The sequence below is a fragment of the Zobellella sp. DQSA1 genome, from assembly GCF_041950555.1.
GTDB lineage: Bacteria > Pseudomonadota > Gammaproteobacteria > Enterobacterales > Aeromonadaceae > Oceanimonas.
Map to the genome: position 1 here is coordinate 468,457 of NZ_CP169531.1, position 23,599 is coordinate 492,055.

Sequence of the window (23,599 nt, forward strand, 5' to 3'; positions counted from 1 at the left end):
GAGGCGTGAGGCGTGTCCTGCTTCACCTTTCGCCCCTCACGCCTCACCTTGTTACAGGGTAAAGGCGCTGACCAGGCCGTTCAGTTCACCCGCCTGCTTGTGCAGGTTTTTCGACTGCTGCAGGGACTGGGTCGCATCCTCGGCCAGCTCGTCGGCCACGTCCTTGATGGCGGTGGTGTTCTGGGTGATCTCCCCAGTCACCTGGCTCTGTTCTTCCGCCGCCGTGGCGATTTGGCTGGCCATGTCCGAGATCATCCCTACGGCGGTGGTGATTTCCGCGAGGGCCAGGGCGGCGGCCTCCGCGTCTTCCACGCTCAGCTCCGCCAGGTTGCGGCTGGTGTCCATCAGCTTCACCGCCTCGTTGGTGGCCTGCTGCAGGGTGCTGATGGTGTCCTGGATTTCCTCGGTGGAAGCGTGGGTGCGCTGGGACAGCACCCGCACCTCGTCCGCCACCACCGCGAAGCCGCGACCCTGCTCGCCGGCGCGGGCTGCCTCGATGGCGGCATTCAGGGCCAGCAGGTTGGTCTGCTCGGCAATGCCCTGAATGGTGGACAGTACGCTGGAAATTTCCTTGGCGTGCTGATCCAGGCGCACGATGACCGACGATGCCTGATCCATTTCCCGGGCCAGGGACTGGATGGAATCCCGGGTTTTGTGTACCAGCTGCTTGCCCTGCTCGGTGCTGGCCGATGACTGCTGGGCGGCCGTGGCGGTGTGCTCGGCGTTATTGGCGATTTCCTGGGTGGCGGAAGCCATTTCGGTCACTGCCGTGGCCACCATGGCCACTTCCTGCTGCTGGCGGCCTAGCTCGGTTACCGTCTGGTTGGCACGCACCGAGGCCTGCTCGGCGTTGCTGCCCAGGTGCTCGGCCTGGCTGCGGATCTGGCGAATCAGTTCTGCCTGACTGCTCACGAAGCGGTTGAAGTTGGCGGCAAGCTGGCCTACTTCATCCCGGCTGCTGAGCTCGATGCGCTGGGTCAGGTCCCCCTGGCCGTCGGCAATCTGGGCCAGGGCTCGGGAAACCTTGAGCAGGGGAGCGAGCAGTACCTGTACCAGCAGGCCGATCAGCATCACGGCGACGACGATCACCAGGGCGGCCAGGCCCAGTTGTTGCCACAACATGCTGGTAAGCGGCGCTTCCAAGGCCGCCCGGTCGAGCACGAACAGCAGTTGCCAGTCGCTGCCCGGTACCGGCTGGGCATAGACCAGCTTGTTCTCGCCGGCAAGGGCCACCGGGTGCAGGGTCTGGTCCCGTTGCCAGCGAGCCAGGTTGGTGGTGGACAAATTCGGATCCAGATTGGCGGCGCTCTGCAGCACCCTTGCCTGATCCCGGTGGGCTATCAGGGTACCGCTTTTGTCGAGCATCATGGCGTAGCCCCGGGCCGGCAGGCGGATGGCGTTGATATCCTCGATCAGGCTGGTAATGGCCACATCGCCGCCGATCACCCCGGCCAGGCGGCCGTTTTGCTGCACCGGTTGGGCGAGGGTGACCACCAGCACGTTGTAGGCGACGTCCAGGTAGGGGGCGGTGACGATGCTTCTGTTGTCTCTCTGGGCCTGTTGATACCAAGGACGGCTACGAGGGTCGTAACCGGTACGATCGATACGGGGGTCGCTGTCGTGCATCACGCCGCTGGCGGTACCGTAAAAGCCTAGCTGGAAATTGCCGGCTTCCTGTATCAGTTGCAGGGAAGAGAGGGGGCTGTCTCCCAGTTGCTTGGCGGCGGCACTTAGCATGGCCTGGCGGTTGCCCAGCCATTCAGCCACCTTGTCTGCCTCTTTTTGACCCAGGCTGGACACCAGATGCTCGCTATCCTGGTAAAGCTGGTTTCTCATGTCCCGAAAGCCGAGGCCGCTGAGGGTCAGGGCGGTGATCACAATGGCAGCGATAAAACTTAACAGAATCTTGTGCTTTAATTTAAGGTTGTTCACTTTTTTTATTCTGGTTGGGGCGATACCTTATTATATCGACAGCCGCTTAAAAAAATTTAATCGAAACTAAATATTGATAGTCGCTCGAAATATGGCCGCTCACTGCTGCGTTCAGGCCCGGCTTTCGGTAGAATAAGCGCCCTGATTTTGGCGAGCCGCCAAACACACTCACTCAGTACAACAGAGAGTCTGTCGACCCATGTTTGAAGTAAACCCTGTGTACAACAAACTCAAGGAGCTGTCTGAACGGGCACAGCTTCTTAGGGGGTACCTTTGACTACGATGCCAAGAAAGAGCGTCTGGAAGAGGTAAACGCCGAGCTGGAACAGCCGGATGTATGGAACCAGCCCGAGCGAGCCCAGGCACTGGGTAAGGAAAGAGCCACTCTGGAAGGGGTCGTCGGTACCCTGGATGAGCTGGATCGGGGCATTGAGGATATCAGTGGCCTGGTCGAGCTGGCGGTGGAAGAAGAAGACGAAGATACCTTCGAGGAATCCAAGGCCGATCTGGACGCGCTGGAGAAGAAACTGGCCGATCTGGAATTTCGACGCATGTTCTCTGGCGAGCACGACGGATCCGACTGCTACCTGGATCTGCAGGCCGGCTCCGGAGGCACCGAGGCCCAGGACTGGTGCAACATGGTATTGCGCATGTACCTGCGTTGGGGCGAAGCCCGCGGCTTCAAGACCGAAATCATCGAACTGTCCGAAGGGGAAGTGGCCGGCATCAAGTCCGTCACCGTCAAGTTCAGTGGCGAATATGCCTTCGGCTGGCTGCGCACCGAATCCGGCGTGCACCGCCTGGTGCGAAAGTCGCCGTTCGACTCCGGCGGCCGTCGCCACACCTCCTTCTGCTCCGCCTTCGTGTATCCGGAAATCGACGACGACATCGAGATCGAAATCAACCCGGCGGATCTGCGGGTCGATACCTACCGTGCCTCCGGCGCCGGTGGTCAGCACGTCAACAGAACCGACTCGGCGGTACGGATCACCCACGAACCCACCGGCATAGTGGTGCAGTGCCAGAACGACCGTTCCCAGCACAAAAACCGGGATCAGGCGATGAAGCAGCTGAAGGCCAAGTTGTATGAGTTGGAGCTGCAGAAGCAGAACGCCGAGAAACAGGCGATGGAAGACAGCAAGTCCGACATCGGCTGGGGCAGCCAGATCCGTTCCTACGTGCTGGACGACGCCCGCATCAAGGATCTGCGTACCGGGGTTGAAACCCGCAACACCCAGTCGGTGCTGGACGGCGACCTGGACAAGTTTATCGAAGCCAGCCTCAAGTCCGGGCTTTAATTTTCCATGCCGATCCGTCGGGAGCAGGCTCAACCACCGCCAACACGCAGCAAGTACTTCCCTGTATGCTCGGCGATGGCATCCCTGCCATCGACGGTTGGCTTAGGCAGACCCTGCTCCCGCCTGGAGCAGGGTCTCCAATAAAGATTCAAACAAGGCTTAATCATGACAGAGCAGCTACAAGACGAGAATAAACTCATTGCCGAGCGCCGCGCCAAGCTCGAGCAAATCCGCAAGGACTGCCCGGCCAACGGCCACCCCAACGACTTCCAGCGCGAGCACCTGGCCGGCGAACTGCAGGCCGAATTCGGCGAGCACGACAAGGACGCCCTCGAAGCCCTGGGCAAGGTGGTGTCCGTGGCCGGCCGCATCATGGCCAAACGCGGCCCCTTCCTGGCATTGCAGGACATGTCCGGTCGTATTCAGGCCTACGCCACCAAGGAAGCCCAGCAGATCATCAAGGATCAGTACGGCGGCCTGGACATCGGTGACATCGTGGGTGTGACCGGCGTGCTGCACAAGTCCGGCAAGGGCGACCTTTACGTCAACATGGACCAGTTCAAGCTGCTCACCAAGGCGCTGCGCCCCCTGCCAGAGAAGTTCCACGGCCTGTCGGATCAGGAAACCCGCTACCGCCAGCGCTACCTGGATCTGATCACCAACGAAGACTCCCGCCGGACCTTCCAGATCCGTTCTCAGGTGATGGCCGCCATCCGCCAGTTTATGAACGGCCATGGCTTCATGGAAGTGGAAACGCCGATGATGCAGGTGATCCCGGGTGGCGCCTCGGCCCGTCCCTTTATCACCCACCACAATGCCCTCGACATGGACATGTACCTGCGTATCGCCCCCGAGCTGTACCTGAAGCGGCTGGTGGTGGGCGGTTTCGAGAAGGTGTTCGAAATCAACCGCAACTTCCGCAACGAGGGCCTGTCGCCGCGGCACAACCCCGAGTTCACCATGATGGAGTTCTACTGGGCCTACGCCGACTACCGCGACCTGATGGACTTCACCGAAGAGATGCTGCGCACCGTGGCGACCCAGGTGCTGGGTACCGCCGAGGTGAAATACGGCGAGGAAGTGTTCGACTTCGGCAAGCCCTTCGCGCGGCTGAGCATGAAGGACGCCATCCTCAAGTACAACCCCGAGGTGACCCTGGAGCAACTGGCCACCTTCGACGGCGCCTGCGAAGTGGCCAAGGATCTCAAGATCAAGGTCGAGAAGAGCTGGGGTCTGGGCCGGGTGATCACCGAGATCTTCGAAGAGACCGCCGAACACCGCCTGATCCAGCCGACCTTCATCACCGAGTATCCGGAAGAAGTGTCGCCGCTGGCGCGCCGCAACGACAAGGATCCGACCATTACCGACCGCTTCGAATTCTTTATCGGTGGCCGCGAAATCGCCAACGGCTTCTCCGAGCTGAACGACGCCGAAGATCAGGCCCAGCGTTTCCGCGATCAGGTTGATCAGAAAGACGCGGGCGACGATGAAGCCATGTTCTACGACGAAGACTACGTGACTTCGCTGGAGCACGGCCTGCCGCCGACCGCCGGCCAGGGTATCGGCATCGACCGCCTGGTGATGCTGCTGACCGACTCCCACACCATCCGCGACGTCATCCTGTTCCCGACCCTGCGTCCGCAGCGTTAAGTTATTAATGAACAAATAAAAACCGGGCCTGGGCCCGGTTTTTTACGTTTTGCTCTTCACCCCTTGCGGCCGGGTCGCCAGTCGCCGCCGCGGAGCAACTGGTCGGTGACCTTGTTCACCGCCCTGGCGGTGCGCTCGACGATGTCGTCCACTTCGCCTTTGGTCACCACCAGCGGTGGGGCGAAGCCCAAGATGTCGCCGTGGGGCATGGCGCGGGCGATCAGGCCCTGCTCCAGACAGGCGGCGGCGATCTGCGGGCCCACCTTGAGGTTGGGCTCGAAGTGCTCGCGCCTGGTCTTGTTGCGGGAGAACTCCAGGGCGTGCAGCAGGCCCACGCCGCGGCTTTCGCCCACCAGCGGGTGCTCGGCGAAAGTTTGCTGCATGCGCTGCTGCAGGTAGGCGCCCACCTCACGGGCGTTGGTCACCAGCCCTTCGCGCTCGATGATGTCCAGGTTGCACAGGGCGGAAGCGGCACCCATGGGGTGGCCGGAATAGGTGTAGCCGTGGCCGATGGCGCCCCACTGATCGGTGCCCTGCTCCAGCACCTGCCATACCTTCTCGCCCACGATCACGCCGGACAGCGGCTGGTAGGCGGAGGTCAGGCCCTTGGCGACCGTCATCAGGTCCGGCTTCATGTCGTAGTAGAGGGAGCCGAAGTCGGCGCCCAGGCGACCGAAACCGCACACCACTTCGTCGGCGATCAGCAGGATGTCGTACTTGTCGAGCACCTTGCGGATCTCGGCCCAGTAGCCCTCGGGCGGCGGTACTATGCCACCGGTGCCCAGTACCGGCTCGCCGATCATGGCGGCGACGGTGTCCGGCCCTTCCGCCAGGATCATCTCTTCCAGCTTGGCGGCGCAGTACCTGGAGAACTCCGGCTCGCTCATGTTGTCGTCGGGGCGGCGGTAGTAGACCGGCGCAATGGTGTGCTTGATGCGCTCCAGCGGCAGATCGAAGTGGGCATGGAACAGCGGCAGGCCGGTCATGGAGCCGGAAGCGATGCTGGAGCCATGGTAGCCGCGATCCCGCGAGATCACCTTTTTCTTCTGGGGCAGGCCACGGGCGTTGTTGTAGTACCACACCAGCTTGAGCTGGGTTTCGTTGGCGTCGCTGCCGGACATGCCGTAGTAGACCTTGCTCATGCCGGCGGGGGCCATCTTGATGATGCGGTCGGACAGCGCGATCAGCGCCTCGTTGGTGTGGCCCACATAGGTGTGGTAGTAGGCCAGCTTCCTGGCCTGTTCGTAGATGGCCTCGGCCATTTCGGTGCGGCCGTAGCCGATGTTCACGCAGTACAGGCCGGCGAAGGCATCGATCAGCTCCACACCTTCGGAATCCTGGATGCGGATGCCCTGGGCACCGGTGATGATGCGTCCGCCCACTTCACCATGAGCGTACTGCTTCAGGTGGGTGGAGGCGTGGAACACGCTATTGCGGTCGATGTCGAGCAGCTTTTTGGTATCTATGGTCATGGTGGTCGCTCCCTTGATAGCGTTCAGTCCGGTATGGGTGTTCAGTCCTGGTCTCAGCTGCCGCTAACGGTCGGCATGGCACCCAGGCAGTAGTACTTGATCTGGCTGTATTCATCGAAGCCGTGACGGCTGCCTTCGCGGCCCAGGCCCGACTGCTTGACCCCGCCGAAGGGGATGGGGTGGCCGGTCATCTTCACCGAGTTGACCGACACCATGCCGAACTCCAGGCCGCGCATCAGTTGCCAGATATGGCGGATGTCATGGCCGTACACATAGGCGGCCAGGCCGTATTCGGTGTCGTTGGCCTGGGGGATCAGCTCGTCGATGCTGTCGTAGGGCAGCACCCCGGCCACCGGGCAGAAATTCTCCTCGCGGAATACCTTCATCTCCGGGGTCACGTCGGCCAGCAGGGTTGGCATAAAGAAGTTGGCGCCCGGCGCCCGGCTCTGGTCGCCGGCAATCAGCCGGGCGCCCTTGGCGAGGGCGTCGTCGACGATGGCCTGGGCCTTGTCCACCGCCTGGCGGAAGATCAGCGGACCCATGGTCACGCCCTCGTCGAAGCCGTTGCCTACCTGGATTCTGGCCATCTCGGCGGCGAAGGCGGCGAGGAAGTCTTCATAGCTGGCGCGCGGCACGAAAATGCGGTTGGCGGCCAGGCAGTCCTGCCCGGCGGTCTGGAACTTGGCGTCCACCGCCGCCCTGGCGGCCGCTTCTATGTCCATGTCCGGCAGCACGATGAAGGGGGCGTTGCCGCCGAGCTCCATGGAGCACTTCTTGACGGTGGCGGCCGCCTGTTCCAGCAGCAGCTTACCGACCCGGGTGGAGCCGGTGAACGACAGCGCCTTGACCTTGTCGGAGCGGCACAGCACGCCGCACAGCTCGGTGCCGTCACCGGTGATCACGTTATATGTCCCGGCCGGGAAGCCGGCGCGTTCGGCCAGCTCGGCCAGCGCCAGGGCGGAGAAGGGGGTTTCACTGGCCGGCTTGACCAGCACGGTGCAGCCGATGGCCAGGGCCGCCGCCGCCTTGCGGGTGATCATGGCGCTGGGGAAGTTCCAGGGGGTGATCAGCGCCGCCACGCCGATGGGCTCGCGCAGGGTGGCCAACTGGGTGTTGGGAATATGGCTGGGAATGGTCTCGCCGTAGGCGCGGCGGGCTTCCTCCGCGAACCAGCGGATAAAGGAGGCACCGTAGTCGATTTCGCTGCGGGCGTCGGCCAGGGTCTTGCCCTGCTCCAGCACCATCAACACCGCCAGGTCTTCCCTGTTTTCCAGGATAAGATCGTGCCAGCGCATCAGCAGGGCGGCGCGCTCGTCGGCCAGCCGCGCCCGCCAGGCCGGGAAGGCGCGGTCGGCGGCGTCGATAGCCTGGCTGACCTGCAGCGGCTGCAGTTGGGTGCAGTGACCGATGATGTCGTCGGTGGCCGGGTTGAGCACGGCCAGATCGCTGTTGCCATTGACCCATTTGCCGTTGACATAGGCCAGCTCGCGCACCAGCCGGGGATCTTGCAGGCAGGGCATAATGGCTGCGGTGACCTTGCTGTCGGATACCTGCTTGTGGGTAAGACTCATAAACACCACCAATCCGTTGCGTTGTTTGGGAACAGGTTGTTGTCATGAGGTCATTCTAGGAGCGATGGCGGGGAGATACTTTTTGTTGTCCCGGCGTTGGCGGGGCGATTTTTCTTATAACGACGGCGGAAAAATGGTTTTTTTCTGGAGGGGAGAGAAAGGTGGGGAGCCGTCCCCAATCCTATTCCTTGTATTCCGCCGAGAATTCCAGCCTGGGCTGCTGCTGTTTGATGGTCTTGGTGACGATATAGGTGAAGTAGCGTTCTATGCCGATCTGGGCAGTGAGCCAGCTGTCGACCAGCCGTTGATACTGGTCGATGTCTGTGCATATCACCTTGAGGATATAGTCGACACCGCCGCCGGTGGCGTAGCAGTCCACCACCTGATCGCATTGCAGCATGGCCTGCTCGAAGCGGTTAAAGGCTTCGGCACTGTGCTGCTTGAGGCTGACTTCCACCAGCACCGGCGAGCGCTTGAACAGCACTTCGGTGTTGATGCGGGCGCCGTAGCCCCGGATGATGCCGGCGTTTTCCAGCCGTTTGACCCGCTCCCAGCAGGGACTGACCGAGAGGTTGATGGCCTCGGCCAGGCCGGATTTGGTGATACGGCCCTGCTGGTGCAGGATGTGCAAAATTTTGATGTCGTAGCGATCCAGGCGCATGGGGTTACCTCTTCACAAACAGCTTGCGGGGATAGTTGCACAGGGTTTCCACCCCGGTCTCGGTGATCACTATGCTCTCGGTGGTCTCTATACCCCAGTCGTCCAGCCAGAGCCCCGGCATGAAGTGGAAGGTCATGCCCGGCTCCAGGATGGTGGGGTCGGTGTTGCGCAGGCTCATGGTGCGCTCGCCCCAGTCCGGCGGGTAGCTCAGCCCGATGGGGTAGCCGCAGCGGGCACCGGCCCGATCGAAGCCGTATTCCGCCAGGGTGGCGTTGAGGGCGTTGGCGATGTCGGCACAGCGGTTGCCCGGCTTGGCGGCGGCCAGGCCGGCCTCCAGGGCGGCATCGAGCGCCTCTTCCCCGTGCAGGAAGTTATCGCTGGGTTGGCCCAGGAAGATGGTGCGCGACAGCGGGCAGTGGTAGCGGCGATGGCAGCCGGCAATTTCAAAGAAGGTGCCTTCGTTGTGGTTGAAGGGGCGATCGTCCCAGGTCAGGTGCGGGGCCGAAGCATCCGCACCCGAAGATAGCATGGGCACTACGGCCGGATAGTCGCCGAAGTGGCCTTCGTGCCCTTCCATCGCCACCCGGTAGATTTCGGCCACCAGCCGGTTCTTGGGCAGGCCGGGCTCGATCATCTCGAAGGCGGCCTGGTGCATGTTTTCCACGATGCGGGCGGCGATGCGCATATAGCGCAGTTCGGTCTCGGACTTGACCGCCCGGCACCAGTTGACCAGGGCGGTGGCGTCCACCAGCTCGGCCTCGGGCAGGTTTTCCTTCAATGCCAGATAGGCGGTGGGGCTGAAGTAGTAGTTGTCCATTTCGATGCCGATATTGCCACGGGCCCAGTCGCGGGGCTTGAGCAACTGGTTGGCCAGGTATTCCATGGCGTGCATGGGGGGATTCATCACGTAGTAGTCCGGGTACCAGGTGATGTTGTCTTCCTGCAGGTAGACGGTACGTCTGGCACCGTTGTAATCCATCTGGCGGCCATACCAGAGCGGCTCGCCAGCCGGCCCCACTACCGCCACCTGGGGGGTATAGAAGGACCAGCCGTCGTAGCCGGTGAGCCAGGCGATGTTGGACGGATCGTGTACGATCAGGATCTGGATTTCACACTGGTCCATGGCGGTGCGAACCTTGGCCAGGCGCTGGTGGTATTCCTCGATGGAGAAATTGGGTACGTGGTTATGCATAAGCGCTATCCCCGTATCTGGCAGTCGGGACCACCAATCCCCGTCGGCTCGGAGGGCAGGCAGTCGGCTGGATTGTTGTTTTGGTATTGAGGTTTTGCGGCTGTGCCGGCGATCCTGGCCGCGGTACAGCCGCTTATCAGCTGTCGGGCTGTAGCTGCCCTTTGGCTCGTGGGCGTGAAGACAAGATCCGAAGCAATGCCGTATCGGGAGGAAGCGGGGGGGTGTTCAGGCTGTATTTATCCATGAGTGTTACCCCGTTTGCCGAACCCATACGACGCATCCTTGAAATTATGACAATAGACCAAAAGACGGGATGACGACTTGGCATTGTCCTGGATTGTTGCATCAGCCCTCAGTACACATCAGTGTAATTGAGCGTGTCAATAAATGCGTTGAACCATGACACTTGATCCGCCCCCTCCCTCGCTGAACACGGGAATGCTCAAGCACCTGGCCCGGCAGGCGATGACGTCATCGTCGGGATATCGTCAGCCAGTATCTGCGCCGGCTGACCGCCGTCGTTTTTGCGGGGGCATCAGCGAGTTAAACTTTTTTGTAAATGCTCAAGTATTGTGAGAGTGCTCACGCAACCGCGCTCTACCCGGGCGATAGGGTTGCCGATCTGTTTTTTAAATGTAAAATCCCGTCACCAGCCAACTGGCTGGTCAACTTATCTATAAAAATAAACAATAGCAGATAATCTGTTCAGGTCTTGCTGAGGAATACATATGAAAGGCTCTCTCTCTGCCCGCATCTTCACCGGCCTCTTCGCCGGTCTGGCCATCGGCAGCATGATTCAGTATCTCTTTACCGGTGTTGCCTTCCTGAATGAAGGGGCGGTCGGCCTGGCCGACGGAGTGGGTGGCATGTTCGTGTCGCTGATCAAGCTGATGGTGGTACCCCTGGTCTATATCTCCATCGTCACCGGCATCTGCGAGCTGCGCGATATCACCAGCTTCGGTCGCCTGGGCAGCAAGACCTTCGGGCTCTATATCATCAACACCATCCTTTCCATCGCCGCCGCCATACTGGTGGGGGTGATTTTCCAGCCCGGCCTGGGTGCCAGACTGCCCCATGGCGCCTCCGACGCCGTCGAGCTGGCCACCACCGAAACGCCCAACATCGGCGCCATACTGGTGGGCATAGTGCCCAGCAACCCGGTGCAGGCCTTTGCCTCCGGTGACATGCTGCAGATTATCTTCATGGCCATCCTCACCGGCCTGGCCATCCAGGGGCTGGGTGCCACGGCTCAGCCTGCGGCCAGCGCTTTCCGCATGGCCAACGAGGTGATGATGAAGCTGGTGGGCCTGGTGATGATCCTGGCTCCCTACGGCGTGTTCGCGCTGATGATCAGCCTGGGCGCCACTCTGGAGGCAGACACCCTGATGTCGGTGGCCGGCTATGTGGCCCTGGTGGTGCTGGTGCTTGGCTTCTGGATACTGGTGGCCTATCCGCTGGCGGTGTGGCTGACCACCGGCATCAAGCCGGGCGAGTTCCGCAAGGCCACCCGTGAGCAACTGCTGTTCTCCCTGTCCACCGCCAGCTCCAACGCCACCATACCGGTGACCATGCGCACCCTGACCGAGAAGCTGGGAGTGTCCAGGGCCATCGCCGGTTTTGGGGTGCCACTCGGCGCCACTATCAACATGTCCGGTTCCGCCATCTATATCACCCTGGCGGCCATCTTTGCCGCCAATATTTCCGGCACTCCCATCCCCGCCGGCGATCTGCTGACCGTGGGTATGACCGTGCTGCTGATGTCCGTGGGCGTGGGCGGCGTGCCCGGCGGTGCCGTGGTGATGGCCGGGGTACTGCTGCACCAGATGGGGCTGCCGATCGAGGCCATGGCCATCATCATGGCGGTGGACCGCATCAACGATATGTTCTGTACCGCTTCCAACGTGGTGGGTGACACCGCGGTCAACACCATAGTGGCCCGGATGGAAGGTAACCCGGACAGCCTGGAAGACGTCGCCGGATTGTCGACCATAGAGGAAAAATCATAAGTAAGAAGGAAAAAACCGCCGTTCGGCGGTTTTTTTATCCCTGGCCGGCCGCCTGTTGTTGCGGGATGAAAGGTAAAGGAAAGACCCTGTCATAGGCCAGGTTGTAGAGATAGGCATATACCAGATAGAAGCTGGCCATGGCGATATCCATCACGAAGGCCTCCCACAGGGTGATGCCCAGGTGCCAGGCGATCATCGGCAGGAACAGCAGCAGCAGGCCGCCTTCGAACAGCAGGGCATGGCCTATCCGGATCGGCGTGGTCTTGCGTACCTCACCTCTCAGTTTGAGCAGGACATGGTCGAACAGCAGGTTGTAAATGTAGTTCCAGACCGTGGCGATGATGGAGCCGACCAGCGCCATCAGCCCCATGTCGAACAGCTTGTGGTTGAACAGTAGGCTGGCCAGGGGCGCGAAGATCAGCAGGCCGATGATTTCAAATCCCAGGGCGTGGCGAATCCGGTCTTTGGTTGTACGCATGATATTTCCTCCGCAGTGAAGTGCTTTGATGCCGATTCTATCTGCTAATATCGAGAGTAAAAGTTAGCTTGTATCGGATTTTAAGATAGATGAGTTTTTCCCTGGAACAATTGCAGGCCTTCGTCGCCACGGTGGAAACCGGCTCCTTTTCGGCCGCCGCCCGCCGCCTGGGCAAGGTGCAGTCGGTGGTCAGCACGGCGGTGGCCAACCTGGAAATCGATCTCGACAACCCGCTGTTCAGCCGGGAAGGCCGTTATCCCCGGTTGACCCCGGCCGGGGAGCGGCTACTGGCGGAGGCCCGGGTGATCCTGGAGCGCTGCGAACACTTCCGCGGCCTGGCCAAGAGCCTGGGGGAAGGGGTCGAAAGCCGGCTGGTACTGGCGGTGGACGAACTCTACCCTTCCGATCAACTGGGGCGGCTGATGGATGAATTTGCCCGCCGGTTCCCCAGTGTCGAGCTGGAGCTGTTGTTCCCGCTGATGGAGGACGTCAGCCGCATGGTGCTGGAGGAACGGGTCGACCTGGGCATCATGTGGCGCCAGGAAATCCTGCCCTCATCCCTCAACTTTCATGCCCTCGGCTGGGTGCCGATGAAGATCGTCTGTGCCCCGGGTCATGCCCTCGCCGGCCAGCGGGTGGACTGGGAGGAGCTCAAGCGCCACCGCCAACTGATGGTGGCGACCCGCAACGACAGCGAGGAAAAGGTACGGCTGCGGGTGGCGTCGGACGTATGGTGGGTGGAAAGCCACTGGGTCATCGTGGAGCTGGTGCAGCGTAACCTGGGCTGGGCCTATGTGCCCGAGCACATCGTATCCCGGGCCCTGGGAGAAGGGTTGCTGGTATCGCCCCGGCTGGCCTTCGACGACACCGACTGGCAGGTGGCGCTGGAGCTGATTTGGCACAAGCAGCGGCCCCTGGGCAAGGCCGCGTCCTGGCTGAAGAACGCGGCCATCAGCGGGGCTCAGTCCACCAGATCGTAGGGCAGGGGCTGCAGATGCAGCCGGCTGTCCGGCTGATCTTTGAGCCTGAATACGGCGTCTGCTTCCAGATCCTTGTTGAGCACGGCGGTCAGCAGGCAGTCTTCGCCTTGTTGCCAGAAGCTCAGTACGGTACCGGCCCGGCGCCAATTGTCGCCCAGCTGCAGTTCCAGATCCTGGTTGGCACCAATGTGGTCAGGTGCCTTTCCGGCCAGCACGAACATGGCCTTCTTGTTGGCACCCCGGTACTTGGCCCGGGCCACGGTTTCCTGGCCCATGTAGCAGCCCTTGTTGAAGCTGATGCCGCCGAGGGCCTGTAGGTTGAGCATCTGCGGGATATATTCGCCCTGGTGTTCGGCGCTCATGTCGGGCTGCCCGGCCTGGATCATCAGTCCCTGCCACTCCTGCTCACTGCCCCTGGGTAGTTCGGGCAGTTCGGCATCCAGCGGCAGCAGCAGCAGCGCATGTTCGGCCGCGACCGGAATGACGATGCCGCCCTGCCACAGGTTGCCGTCCCCGACATGGTTGTTGAGCCAGTGGGACAGGCCTTCGCCGGCCAGGCCGAACACCTGCCAGCGGTCGCTGGCGTCTTCGAGCTCGACCCTGGAAAACACTGCAAACTTTTTCAGTTCGGGCAGTTGCTGTGCCCGCAGCGAACGATTCAGCACCAGCAGTAGCCGATCGCCCAGGTTGGCCAGCCAGAAGGGAGCCCACAGCTTGCCTTTGCTGTCGCAGTGGCCGCCGGGGCAGGCATCACCGGCCTCGAGCGCGGCCACGTCGCAGGTGACCTGGCCCTGCAGGTATTTGGTTCTGTCATCGCCGGTCAGGCTGAGTACGGCCCTGTCGCCGAGGGGATAAAGTACGGGAGAAGAAGCGATAGTCAACACGGGTACATCCTCTGTTGTCTATAAAGAAGTGTGACCCTCATGGTAAAGATGGCCAACATATTTGTCAGTACTCATTCGACCTTATAACATGGGCTTTGTTTTATTTTTTGGAAGCGAAGATGCTCAATACCTCCGATAAACCCCGCCTGATCTGGGCTTGCCGCCGCGGCATGCTGGAGCTGGATGTGATCCTGGCCCCCTTTGTCGAGCACGAATACGACGTCCTGGACGAGGCCCGCAAGGCGGTGTTCCGACGCTTGCTTGAGTGCGACGACCCGGATCTGTTCGCCTGGTTCATGGGCCACGACAGATCCCGGGATGCCGAATTGCAGGCGATGGTGGGCTATATTCTTGAGCGCAACCAGGTTCGCAATCAGCGCTGAGCCTTCCCGGCTGCATCGCTGCTACCTGATGGCGGCGGCCAGCTTGCTCTGGTTGCCCGCTTCGCTTTGGCTGGAGGCGGGCAGGTTGTTCTGGTTCTTGCCCGGCTGGCTGCTGGCGCTGTGGTGGCTGGGGCGCAAGGGAGCGGAATACCGGTTGGAAGGGGAGTTCAACCAGGGGGTGCTCAGCCTTAACGGTCGCAGTGGGGGGCTGTCCCGCCACAGCCGGGCTGGGCCCGGCTTCTTGCTGCTGGTGCTGGAAGACGACCCCTGGCCGCCGTTCTGGCTGTTCCAGGATGCGGTGCCGGAAAACGTGTTCCGGCATTTGTCCCGGCAGGTGCTGGCCGGCGGTTAGTCGGCCAGATAGTTGGCCGGCACCAGTATGGTAGGTTTGGGATCTGCCAACTGCTCCGGGTAGTCCAGGGTGAAGTGCAGGCCGCGGGATTCCTTGCGCTCCGTGGCGGACAGCACGATAAGCTCCGCTACCTGCACCAGGTTGCGCAGTTCCAGCAGGTTGTTGCTGACCCGGAAGTTGGCGTAATACTCCTGGATTTCCTGCTTGAGCAAGTCGATGCGCCGCTTGGCCCGCTCCAGCCGTTTGTCGGAGCGGACGATGCCCACGTAATCCCACATAAACAGCCTGAGTTCATGCCAGTTGTGGTGGATCACTACTTCTTCATCCGAGTTGGTCACCTTGCTCTCGTCCCACAGGGGCAGCATAGGCGGCTCCTGTACCTCCTGCAACTGAGCCAGCATATCCTCGCCTGCGGCGCGGGCGAACACGATGCATTCCAGCAGCGAGTTGGAGGCCATGCGGTTGGCGCCGTGCAGACCGGTGTAGGACACCTCGCCGATAGCGTAGAGGCCTTCGATATCCGTACGGCCCTTCATGTCGACCATGACGCCGCCGCAAGTATAGTGGGCGGCGGGCACCACCGGCATCGCTTCCCTGGTGATGTCGATACCGACCTTGAGGCAGCGCTCATGGATAGTGGGGAAGTGTTTGACGACAAAGTCCGCCGGCTGATGACTGATGTCCAGGTACATGCACTCGGCACCCAGGCGTTTCATTTCATGATCGATGGCGCGGGCCACGATATCGCGCGGGGCCAGCTCGGCCCGTTCGTCGTAGTCGGGCATGAATCGGCTGCCGTCGGGGCGCTTGAGCAGGGCACCCTCGCCGCGCAGGGCCTCGCTTAGCAGGAAGTTGTTGTCGGCCGGATGATAGAGGCTGGTAGGGTGGAACTGGTTGAACTCCATGTTGGCCACCCTGCAGCCGGCGCGCCAGGCCATGGCGATGCCGTCGCCGGAACTGACATCCGGGTTGGAGGTATACTGGTAGACCTTGGAGGCACCGCCGGTGGCCATGGCGATGAACTTGGCGCGCACCGTTTCCACCCGTTCCTTGTTGCGGTTCCACACATAGGCGCCGAGCACCCGGTTGCCGGGTAACCCCAGCTTGGCGGTGGTGATCAGGTCAAGGGCGTTGACCCGCTCCAGGATATGGATGTTGGGATGCTGCTGAACCTGTTCGGTGAGCGTCATCTGTACCGCCCGGCCGGTGGCGTCGGCGGCGTGGAAGATGCGCCTGTGGCTGTGCCCTCCTTCCCGGGTGAGATGATAGGAGGGCTCGCCCTCGGCTGACTCTTCGGTGTCGAAGGGGACGCCCTGGCCAATCAGCCACTGGATGGCGGCGGGGGCCTGGCCGGCGGTAAATTCCACCACTCTTTCATCGCACAGTCCGGCGCCGGCGATCAGGGTGTCGGCTACGTGGGATTCGATGCTGTCGGTTTCATCGAATACGGCGGCAATGCCGCCTTGGGCATAGAGGGTTGCCCCTTCGGCCAGCGGGCCTTTACTCAGCACATGAACACTGGCATGGTCGGCCAGCTTCAGAGCCAGGGACAGGCCGGCAGCACCGCTGCCAATGATGAGCACGTCGCAGAGGTATTCAACAGGATCCTTCATAAAGTATCATTGGCCCGGTATGGATAATATTTCTATGTTATCCCAAGCTGGACACAGGCGCAGCCGGAATCATCTTTCTCAAATGAGTTCAGAACTTTTTTCCGCACCCAGAGTCTACTAAGGTGCGCTTATCACGGGCCGGTGGCAAAGCACTGGAATAATCGGAGGTTACGCGGCTCGCATGAGCGATCATTTAACGGACCAGCAGCTGGTTGAACGGGTCCAGCGCGGCGACAAGAATGCGTACAACCTGCTGGTAAGAAAATATCAACATAAAGTGGCGAACCTGGTGTCCCGATACGTGTCCAACCCCGGTGATGTGCCGGATGTGACCCAGGAGGCCTTTATCAAGGCTTACCGGGCCCTGCCCGGATTCAGGGGAGAGAGTGCGTTTTTTACCTGGTTGTACCGGATTGCGGTGAATACCGCCAAAAACTATCTGGTTTCCCAGCGACGGCGGCCTCCGGGCTCCGATGTCGAAATCGAGGATGCGGAATATTACGAGGGTGGCGAGGCGCTGAAAGAGCTGTCGTCACCGGAAAACCTCATGTTGTCGGACGAGATCAAGCGGGCGGTATTTGAGACCATTGATGCGCTTCCGGAGGATCTTAAAACGGCAATTACCTTGCGAGAGCTGGAAGGGATGAGCTATGAAGAAATTGCCAGCGTGATGGATTGTCCGGTCGGGACGGTTCGTTCCCGGATATTCCGGGCGCGAGAGGCAATCGACAAGCGGGTCCAGCCTTTACTTCAGGGTTGAACGGGGAATGAGTGTTATGGCAAATAAAGAGCACATCTCGGCACTGGTGGATGGAGAAATCCAGGACAAGGTGCTGTTGGAACGGCTTGGCCGCGACAGTGAGCTGGCAGAAACGTTTGGCCGCTATCATCTTTACGGTGATGCCATGCGCAACGAGTTGCCGAACCATCTTCAGCTCGATTTGAGTGACCGGATAGCGGCGGCCTTGGAGCAGGAACCCGCCATCCTGGCCGCCCCGGCTCCGGCAGGGGATGCGGGCGAGCCGCGCCAGGCCAGGATGCTGCGGCCCCTACGGGTGGCGCCCTTGGTGCGCCAGCTCGGCCAGTTTGCGGTAGCGGCATCGGTGTCGGCGGCAGTGATCTTCGGGGTACAGCAGTACAGCCAGAACGATCCCCATGCGCCGGTACTCAATACGGTGCCCTTGAGCGGTGGTGCGGCCCCGGTCAGCCTCAACTATCAGGCGGACTCCCGCGAGGCGCTGAACGAGCAGGCCCTGCTTGAACAACAGCGTAAAATCCATGCGCTCTTGATGGATCATGAGTTGCAGCAGCGGCTGCGCCAGAACTGAAGGTAATCCGATTTGATCATGAGCGGACTGCGTACCGTTGTCTTCGCGCTGGCCTGGACTTTATCCGCCTCGGTCATGGCCGGGGCGGGTCCCGCCGAAGGCCTGCTGCAGCAAATGCAGCAGGCCTATCGCCAGCTCAATTTCGAACTGACTCTGGTTGAGTCCAGCCAGGGCCAACTCGAACCCAAACGACTCACCCGGGGCCACCTCGACGGCCAGGTACTGACCCATCTTACCCACCTCAACGGCCGGCCGCGGGAATACGTGCAGCGTGACGACGAAATCAGCTTCTTCGATGCCAGCCACGATGGTTATACCCTCAAACATTCGCGTCTGCCCGGTTTATTCAATCGCCTGCAACTGATGCCGCTGGAGCCTGTTCTGATGCACTATGATGCGGTCATTGCCGGGCGCAGCCGGGTGCTGGGGCGGGTGGCCCAGGTGGTGCGGCTGGTACCCAGGGCAGATCATTATTATGGCTATGTGCTCTGGCTGGATCAGGAATCCGGCCTGTTGCTGAAGTTGGACACCTTGGACAAAGACGCCGGGCTGGTGGAGCAGAGCATGGGGGTGGCCCTGCACATCAGCGAGGAACCCGCCGCCTTTCTGCGTGAACTGAAAGCGGCCAGTCTGCCCCCGGCCATGTCTCTGGTCGAGGTGTACCCGGCGCCTCAGCAGCCGTTGACCTGGCAGGCCGGGTGGCTGCCTCAGGGCTTTGAAGTCAAGTCCCAGGACAAGCATAAGTTGCCGGTCACCGAGCAGCCGGTGGACTATCTGATGGCCTCCAATGGCGTAGTGGATGTCTCCGTCTATGTCGCTCAGGCCGGGATCGGCGCCGAGCCACATCAACAGATGGTGCGTCAGGGCGCCACCCACCTGGTCAGCCTGATCAACCCGGCTCGGGTGGAGGTGACCGTAGTGGGGGATATTCCGGCGGATACCGCCCGCCGTATTGCCGAGTCGATCCAGCCCAAGGCCGCCAATCCATGATCGAGGAAGTGGCGACGGTAGTGGCGGTAGGCGAAGGCGGAGTAGAGGTCGCCTGCTTCGGTAAATCGGCCTGCGGCCAGTGCCGGCAGAGCAGCCACTGCGGCACCGGCCTGGTGGCCAAGGCCCTGCCCGGGCGCGAGCATCGTTTCTTTATCGCCACCGAGCTCAGGCTGAAGGTCGGGGAGCAGGTGCGTATCGGCATTCCCGAGCACAGCCTCGTCACCAGCGCCTTGCTGGTCTATCTGTTGCCACTGCTGCTGCTGCTGGGCGGCGCCCTGCTGACCAGCCTGGTTCTGGGCATGGGGGACGGCGGCACCCTGGCGGGGGCTGCCATCGGTGGCAGCGCCGGTTTTATCCTGGCTTCCCGCTTGTCCCGTCGAGGGGGCAGAGCGCTGAGTGAGCCGGTGCTCATCGGGCCCCTGCTCCCGGTGACCAAGATCGACTAAGGATTGGCCACGGTAGCGCGAATCCAGTAGAATCTCGCCTTTGACTCTCGCTTTCAGACTACGGACTCCTTATTGCATCATGAAGCATATTCGTAATTTCTCCGTCATCGCTCACATAGACCACGGCAAGTCCACCCTGTCCGATCGCCTGATCCAGGTGTGCGGCGGCTTGTCGGATCGGGAAATGCAGGAACAGGTGCTCGACTCCATGGACCTGGAACGGGAACGCGGCATTACCATCAAGGCTCAGAGTGTGACCCTGAACTACCAGGCCAATGACGGCATCCAATACCAGCTGAACTTTATCGATACCCCCGGGCACGTGGATTTTTCCTATGAAGTCTCCCGTTCCCTCGCCGCCTGTGAAGGCGCGCTGCTGGTGGTGGACGCGGGTCAGGGCGTTGAGGCACAGACTCTGGCCAACTGCTATACCGCCCTGGACATGGATCTGGAAGTGGTACCGGTGCTGAACAAGATCGACTTGCCTCAGGCCGAGCCGGAGCGGGTAGCCCAGGAGATCGAGGATATCGTCGGCATCGACGCCATCGATGCGGTGCGCTGCTCGGCCAAGACCGGTCTGGGCGTGGACGAGGTGCTGGAAACCATAGTGCACAAGATCCCGGCGCCGGAAGGTAATCCCGAAGGGCCGCTGCAGGCGCTGATTATCGACTCCTGGTTCGACCCCTACCTGGGGGTAGTATCGCTGGTGCGGATCAAGCACGGCAACCTGAGAAAGAATGACAAAATCAAGGTCATGAGTACCGGCCAGGTATGGGGGGTGGATCGCATCGGCATCTTTACGCCCAAGCAGAAGGACACCGATGGCCTCAATTGTGGCGAAGTGGGCTGGGTGGTGTGCGGTATCAAGGAGATCCACGGTGCGCCGGTAGGGGATACCCTGACCCATGCCAAACATGGGGCCGAAAGCCCTCTGCCTGGCTTCAAGAAGGTCAAGCCGCAGGTGTATGCGGGCCTGTTCCCCATCTCCAGCGATGACTATGAGGCGTTCCGCGACGCCCTGGACAAGCTGTCGCTGAACGACGCTTCCCTGTTCTATGAACCGGAAACATCCAATGCCCTCGGCTTTGGTTTCCGTTGTGGCTTCCTCGGTATGCTGCACATGGAAATCATCCAGGAGCGGCTGGAGCGGGAATACGACCTGGACCTGATCACAACGGCGCCGACCGTGGTGTACGAGGTGGTCAAGACCGACGGTGAGACCGTCTATATCGACAGTCCCTCCCAACTGCCGGCGGTGAACAATATCGAGGAGATCCGCGAGCCCATCGCCGAGTGCAATATCCTGGTGCCCCAGGAATACCTGGGCAACGTCATCACCCTATGCATCGAGAAGCGCGGTGTGCAGACCAACATGGTCTACCACGGCAACCAGGTGGCGCTCAGCTACGATATCCCCATGGCGGAAGTGGTGCTTGACTTCTTCGACCGGCTCAAGTCCTGCAGCCGCGGCTATGCCTCGTTGGATTACGGCTTCAAGCGTTTCGAGGCGGCGGACATGGTGCGCCTGGATATTATGATCAACGGCGATCGGGTCGATGCTCTGGCTATCGTGACTCACAAGGACAACGCCCAGTACCGAGGGCGTCAACTGGTGGAGAAGATGCGCGAGCTGATCCCGCGGCAGATGTTCGATATCGCCATTCAGGCGGCCATCGGCAACCATATCATCGCCCGCAGCACGGTGAAGGCCCTGCGCAAGGACGTGACCGCCAAATGTTACGGCGGCGATGTCAGCCGCAAGAAAAAACTGCTGGCCAAACAGAAGGAAGGCAAGAAGCGGATGAAGTCGCTGGGTCGGGTCGATATCCCTCAGGACGCGTTCCTGGCTATCCTCCATGTGGGAAAGGATAAGTAACCATGGCGAGTACTTTTGCCCTGATCCTGGTGCTGGTGACCCTGGTCACTGGTGTTATTTGGGCTTGTGATAAATGGATCTGGGCTCCCCAGCGGGCCCGCAAAATTGCCGATGCCCAGCAGGCTTACGGCAACAAGGTGGACCCTTCCGCCCTGGCCCGGGCCGCCACTGCACCGGGCTGGATCGAGCAGGCCAAGTCCATCTTCCCGGTGATCGCCGCGGTGCTGGTGTTGCGCTCCTTTATCTACGAGCCCTTCCAGATCCCGTCCGGCTCCATGATGCCTACCTTGCTGGTAGGCGATTTCATCCTGGTGGAAAAGTTCGCCTACGGCCTGAAGGAGCCGGTCAGCAATACCAAGATCATCCCCACCGGCGAGCCCAGGCGTGGTGATGTGGCGGTGTTCAAATATCCGGAAGATACCCGTATCGACTACATCAAGCGTATCGTCGGATTGCCCGGGGACCGGCTCGTCTATCGGGACAAACAGCTCTACCTCAAACCCGCCTGCGACGGAGGGGATTGCCCCGATTTCGCGCCGGTGCCCCTTGAATTTGAGCGCAGTGGCGAGTTTACTCAGATGGGGATACCCTTGGAGCGCTACCGTGAGCACCTGACCGAGCGGCCCCATGACATACTGCGCAACCCCTTGTTGCCGGACCGGGTGTCCATGTATTACCGCCAGTCAGGCACGGCCCGGGACGAGTGGGTAGTGCCGGAGGGGCATTACTTCGCGGTGGGTGACAACAGGGACAACAGCACCGACAGCCGGTTCTGGGGCTTTGTGCCTGAGCAGAATCTGGTGGGACGGGCGGTCGCCATCTGGATAAGCTTTGAGTTTGAACGTAACGCCGACAGCTGGTTGCCTTCCTGGGTGCCGAGTGACGTGCGTTTCAGCCGTATAGGCGCGATTCATTGATGAAAAAACTGAATATTCTGCAAAAAAAGCTGGGCCATAGCTTCAATGACGATACCCTGCTGGTGCGGGCCCTGACCCACCGCAGCGCCGGTTCCCGCCATAACGAGCGGCTGGAATTCCTGGGGGACTCCATCCTCAGCATGGTGATTGCCGATGCGCTGTTTCATCGTTTTCCCAAGGTGAACGAAGGAGACATGTCGCGTATGCGCGCGACCCTGGTGCGGGAAAAGACCCTGGCCGAACTGGCGCGGGAGTTCGAGCTGGGTGAATACCTGATCCTGGGCCCCGGGGAGCTGAAAAGTGGCGGTTACCGGCGCGAGTCTATCCTGGCTGACGCGGTGGAAGCCTTGATTGGTGCCGTCTACCTGGATACCGATATCGAGCGGGTGCGCGATCTGCTGCTGTCCTGGTATGACGAGCGGCTCAACGATATCCAGCCTGGCGTGGAGCAGAAAGACCCCAAGACCCGGCTGCAGGAACTGCTTCAGGCCAAACGCAAGCCCTTGCCCACCTACACCGTAGTGGAAGTGATCGGAGAGGCCCATAATCAGAAATTTACCGTGCACTGTCTGGTAGAAGGCTTGTCCGATCCGGTGATTGGTATAGGCACCAGTCGCCGCAAGGCCGAACAATCTGCCGCCGAACATGCCCTGGATACCTTGCTATGACAGATGAAGAACAAACCTACTGCGGCTTTATCGCCATCGTGGGCCGCCCCAACGTGGGCAAATCCACCCTGCTGAACCAACTGCTGGGGCAGAAGGTAAGCATCACCTCGCGCAAGCCGCAGACCACCCGCCACCGCATCATGGGCATTCATACCGAGGGGGCCTACCAGGCCATCTACGTGGATACCCCCGGGCTGCATATCGAAGAAAAGCGGGCCATCAACCGGCTGATGAACCGGGCGGCTACCAGCTCGCTGGGTGATGTGGAGATGGTGGTGTTCGTGGTGGAAGGCACCAAGTGGACCGCCGATGACGACATGGTGCTGAACAAGTTGCGCCACATCCATTGCCCGGTCGTACTGGCGATCAACAAGATCGACAACGTCCAGAGCAAGGACGAACTGTTGCCTCATATCCAGTGGTTGTCCCAGCAGATGAGTTTTGCCGATATCGTGCCTATTTCTGCGGAAAAAGGCACCGGCGTGGACACCATTGCCACATTGGCGCGCTCACGCCTGAAGCCCTCGCTGCACTACTTCCCGGAAGATTACATCACCGACCGTTCCTCCCGTTTTATGGCGGCGGAAATCATCCGTGAAAAGCTGATGCGCTTTATGGGCGAAGAGCTGCCCTATTCGGTGACGGTGGAGATCGAGCGTTATCAGGTCAACGAGCAGGGGGTTATCCATATTAATGGCCTGATCCTGGTGGAGCGCAGCGGTCAGAAAAAGATGGTGATCGGCAACAAGGGCGAAAAGCTCAAGGTGATCGGCACCGAGGCGCGGCTGGATCTGGAGCGCCTGCTCGAACAAAAGGTGTTTCTCGAGTTGTGGGTCAAGGTCAAGTCGGGCTGGGCCGATGATGAGCGAGCCCTGCGCAGCTTAGGGTATGGCGACGACTGA

22 protein-coding genes are annotated in these 23,599 nt (G+C 61.0%); 14 read left to right on the top strand and 8 right to left on the bottom strand.

The features are described from left to right. Nucleotides 1–51: 51 nt before the first annotated feature. Nucleotides 52–1,932 carry a methyl-accepting chemotaxis protein gene (locus tag ACEVBK_RS02310; protein ID WP_375057008.1) on the bottom strand — a complete coding sequence of 627 codons (1,881 nt, stop codon included), beginning with the start codon at nucleotides 1,930–1,932 and terminating at the stop codon, nucleotides 52–54. 199 nt (nucleotides 1,933–2,131) lie between these two features. Between ACEVBK_RS02310 and prfB the strand changes: the two genes are divergently transcribed. Both prfB and lysS read left to right on the top strand, forming a co-directional pair. Next, nucleotides 2,132–3,230, top strand: a protein-coding gene (gene prfB, locus ACEVBK_RS02315) for a peptide chain release factor 2 (RefSeq protein ID WP_375057009.1) whose coding sequence is annotated in 2 segments (ribosomal slippage) — nucleotides 2,132–2,206 and nucleotides 2,208–3,230 — 1,098 coding nt in all. Because the reading frame shifts where the segments join, the coding sequence is not laid out codon by codon here. Between the two features lie 165 nt (nucleotides 3,231–3,395). Continuing rightward, the gene (gene lysS, locus ACEVBK_RS02320) at nucleotides 3,396–4,880 is read left to right on the top strand and encodes a lysine--tRNA ligase (protein ID WP_375057010.1); all 1,485 of its coding nucleotides are present in this window, start codon (nucleotides 3,396–3,398) and stop codon (nucleotides 4,878–4,880) included. A 56-nt stretch (nucleotides 4,881–4,936) separates the two neighbouring features. Here lysS and ACEVBK_RS02325 read toward each other — a convergent pair whose 3' ends face one another. From ACEVBK_RS02325 to ACEVBK_RS02340, 4 genes are all read right to left on the bottom strand, one after another. Further along, nucleotides 4,937–6,352: an aspartate aminotransferase family protein gene (locus ACEVBK_RS02325; protein ID WP_375057011.1), complete on the bottom strand. Its 1,416-nt coding sequence runs from the start codon at nucleotides 6,350–6,352 to the stop codon at nucleotides 4,937–4,939. A 53-nt stretch (nucleotides 6,353–6,405) separates the two neighbouring features. Continuing rightward, nucleotides 6,406–7,923, bottom strand: coding sequence for an NAD-dependent succinate-semialdehyde dehydrogenase (locus ACEVBK_RS02330; protein WP_375057012.1), 1,518 nt, complete (start codon nucleotides 7,921–7,923; stop codon nucleotides 6,406–6,408). A 181-nt stretch (nucleotides 7,924–8,104) separates the two neighbouring features. Further along, nucleotides 8,105–8,584, bottom strand: a complete 480-nt coding sequence (locus ACEVBK_RS02335; RefSeq protein WP_375057013.1) for an Lrp/AsnC family transcriptional regulator — start codon at nucleotides 8,582–8,584, stop codon at nucleotides 8,105–8,107. 4 nt (nucleotides 8,585–8,588) lie between these two features. After that, complete coding sequence (locus ACEVBK_RS02340) at nucleotides 8,589–9,776, bottom strand: M24 family metallopeptidase (RefSeq protein WP_375057014.1); 1,188 nt, start codon at nucleotides 9,774–9,776, stop codon at nucleotides 8,589–8,591. Between the two features lie 728 nt (nucleotides 9,777–10,504). On the opposite strand from ACEVBK_RS02340, the gene ACEVBK_RS02345 reads away from it, so the two are divergent. Continuing rightward, complete coding sequence (locus tag ACEVBK_RS02345; protein WP_375057015.1) at nucleotides 10,505–11,782, top strand: dicarboxylate/amino acid:cation symporter; 1,278 nt, start codon at nucleotides 10,505–10,507, stop codon at nucleotides 11,780–11,782. Nucleotides 11,783–11,816: 34 nt separating this feature from the next. Here ACEVBK_RS02345 and ACEVBK_RS02350 read toward each other — a convergent pair whose 3' ends face one another. Continuing rightward, a complete protein-coding gene (locus ACEVBK_RS02350; RefSeq protein ID WP_375057016.1) occupies nucleotides 11,817–12,260 on the bottom strand; it encodes a PACE efflux transporter in 444 nt (147 codons plus the stop codon). Between the two features lie 89 nt (nucleotides 12,261–12,349). Here ACEVBK_RS02350 and ACEVBK_RS02355 point away from each other — a divergent pair, with 89 nt between their 5' ends. Beyond that, the gene (locus ACEVBK_RS02355) at nucleotides 12,350–13,240 is read left to right on the top strand and encodes a LysR family transcriptional regulator (protein ID WP_375057017.1); all 891 of its coding nucleotides are present in this window, start codon (nucleotides 12,350–12,352) and stop codon (nucleotides 13,238–13,240) included. Here ACEVBK_RS02355 and ACEVBK_RS02360 read toward each other — a convergent pair. Further along, nucleotides 13,222–14,124, bottom strand: coding sequence for a YgfZ/GcvT domain-containing protein (locus tag ACEVBK_RS02360; protein ID WP_375057018.1), 903 nt, complete (start codon nucleotides 14,122–14,124; stop codon nucleotides 13,222–13,224). The two genes, ACEVBK_RS02355 and ACEVBK_RS02360, sit on opposite strands and share 19 nt — an antisense overlap. A 119-nt stretch (nucleotides 14,125–14,243) precedes the next feature. On the opposite strand from ACEVBK_RS02360, the gene ACEVBK_RS02365 reads away from it, so the two are divergent. After that, nucleotides 14,244–14,507 (top strand): succinate dehydrogenase assembly factor 2, encoded by a 264-nt coding sequence (locus tag ACEVBK_RS02365; protein WP_375057019.1) that lies wholly within the window; start codon nucleotides 14,244–14,246, stop codon nucleotides 14,505–14,507. Beyond that, the gene (locus tag ACEVBK_RS02370) at nucleotides 14,476–14,859 is read left to right on the top strand and encodes a protein YgfX (protein ID WP_375057020.1); all 384 of its coding nucleotides are present in this window, start codon (nucleotides 14,476–14,478) and stop codon (nucleotides 14,857–14,859) included. The genes ACEVBK_RS02365 and ACEVBK_RS02370 overlap by 32 nt, the downstream gene beginning before the upstream one ends. On the opposite strand, the gene nadB is transcribed toward ACEVBK_RS02370, so the two are convergent. Then, nucleotides 14,856–16,472, bottom strand: coding sequence for an L-aspartate oxidase (nadB, locus tag ACEVBK_RS02375; protein WP_375057021.1), 1,617 nt, complete (start codon nucleotides 16,470–16,472; stop codon nucleotides 14,856–14,858). The genes ACEVBK_RS02370 and nadB overlap by 4 nt on opposite strands. A 181-nt stretch (nucleotides 16,473–16,653) precedes the next feature. Here nadB and rpoE point away from each other — a divergent pair, with 181 nt between their 5' ends. The 8 genes from rpoE (at nucleotide 16,654) to era (ending at nucleotide 23,599) form a co-directional block, all read left to right on the top strand. Then, entirely contained in the window at nucleotides 16,654–17,232 is a 579-nt protein-coding gene (gene rpoE, locus ACEVBK_RS02380; protein ID WP_375057022.1) for an RNA polymerase sigma factor RpoE, read from the top strand. A 16-nt stretch (nucleotides 17,233–17,248) separates the two neighbouring features. Then, entirely contained in the window at nucleotides 17,249–17,800 is a 552-nt protein-coding gene (locus tag ACEVBK_RS02385; RefSeq protein ID WP_375057023.1) for a sigma-E factor negative regulatory protein, read from the top strand. Between the two features lie 18 nt (nucleotides 17,801–17,818). Then, the gene (locus tag ACEVBK_RS02390; RefSeq protein WP_375057024.1) at nucleotides 17,819–18,790 is read left to right on the top strand and encodes a MucB/RseB C-terminal domain-containing protein; all 972 of its coding nucleotides are present in this window, start codon (nucleotides 17,819–17,821) and stop codon (nucleotides 18,788–18,790) included. Beyond that, nucleotides 18,787–19,236 carry a SoxR reducing system RseC family protein gene (locus ACEVBK_RS02395; protein ID WP_375057025.1) on the top strand — a complete coding sequence of 150 codons (450 nt, stop codon included), beginning with the start codon at nucleotides 18,787–18,789 and terminating at the stop codon, nucleotides 19,234–19,236. The genes ACEVBK_RS02390 and ACEVBK_RS02395 overlap by 4 nt, the downstream gene beginning before the upstream one ends. 79 nt (nucleotides 19,237–19,315) lie before the next feature. Next, nucleotides 19,316–21,112, top strand: coding sequence for a translation elongation factor 4 (gene lepA, locus ACEVBK_RS02400; RefSeq protein WP_375057026.1), 1,797 nt, complete (start codon nucleotides 19,316–19,318; stop codon nucleotides 21,110–21,112). A 2-nt stretch (nucleotides 21,113–21,114) separates the two neighbouring features. Further along, nucleotides 21,115–22,029: a signal peptidase I gene (gene lepB, locus ACEVBK_RS02405; RefSeq protein WP_375057027.1), complete on the top strand. Its 915-nt coding sequence runs from the start codon at nucleotides 21,115–21,117 to the stop codon at nucleotides 22,027–22,029. Continuing rightward, entirely contained in the window at nucleotides 22,029–22,697 is a 669-nt protein-coding gene (gene rnc, locus ACEVBK_RS02410; protein ID WP_375057028.1) for a ribonuclease III, read from the top strand. The genes lepB and rnc overlap by 1 nt, the downstream gene beginning before the upstream one ends. Then, on the top strand, nucleotides 22,694–23,599 hold the full coding sequence (era, locus tag ACEVBK_RS02415) for a GTPase Era (RefSeq protein ID WP_375057029.1): 906 nt from the start codon (nucleotides 22,694–22,696) through the stop codon (nucleotides 23,597–23,599). Before rnc ends, era begins: the two co-directional genes overlap by 4 nt.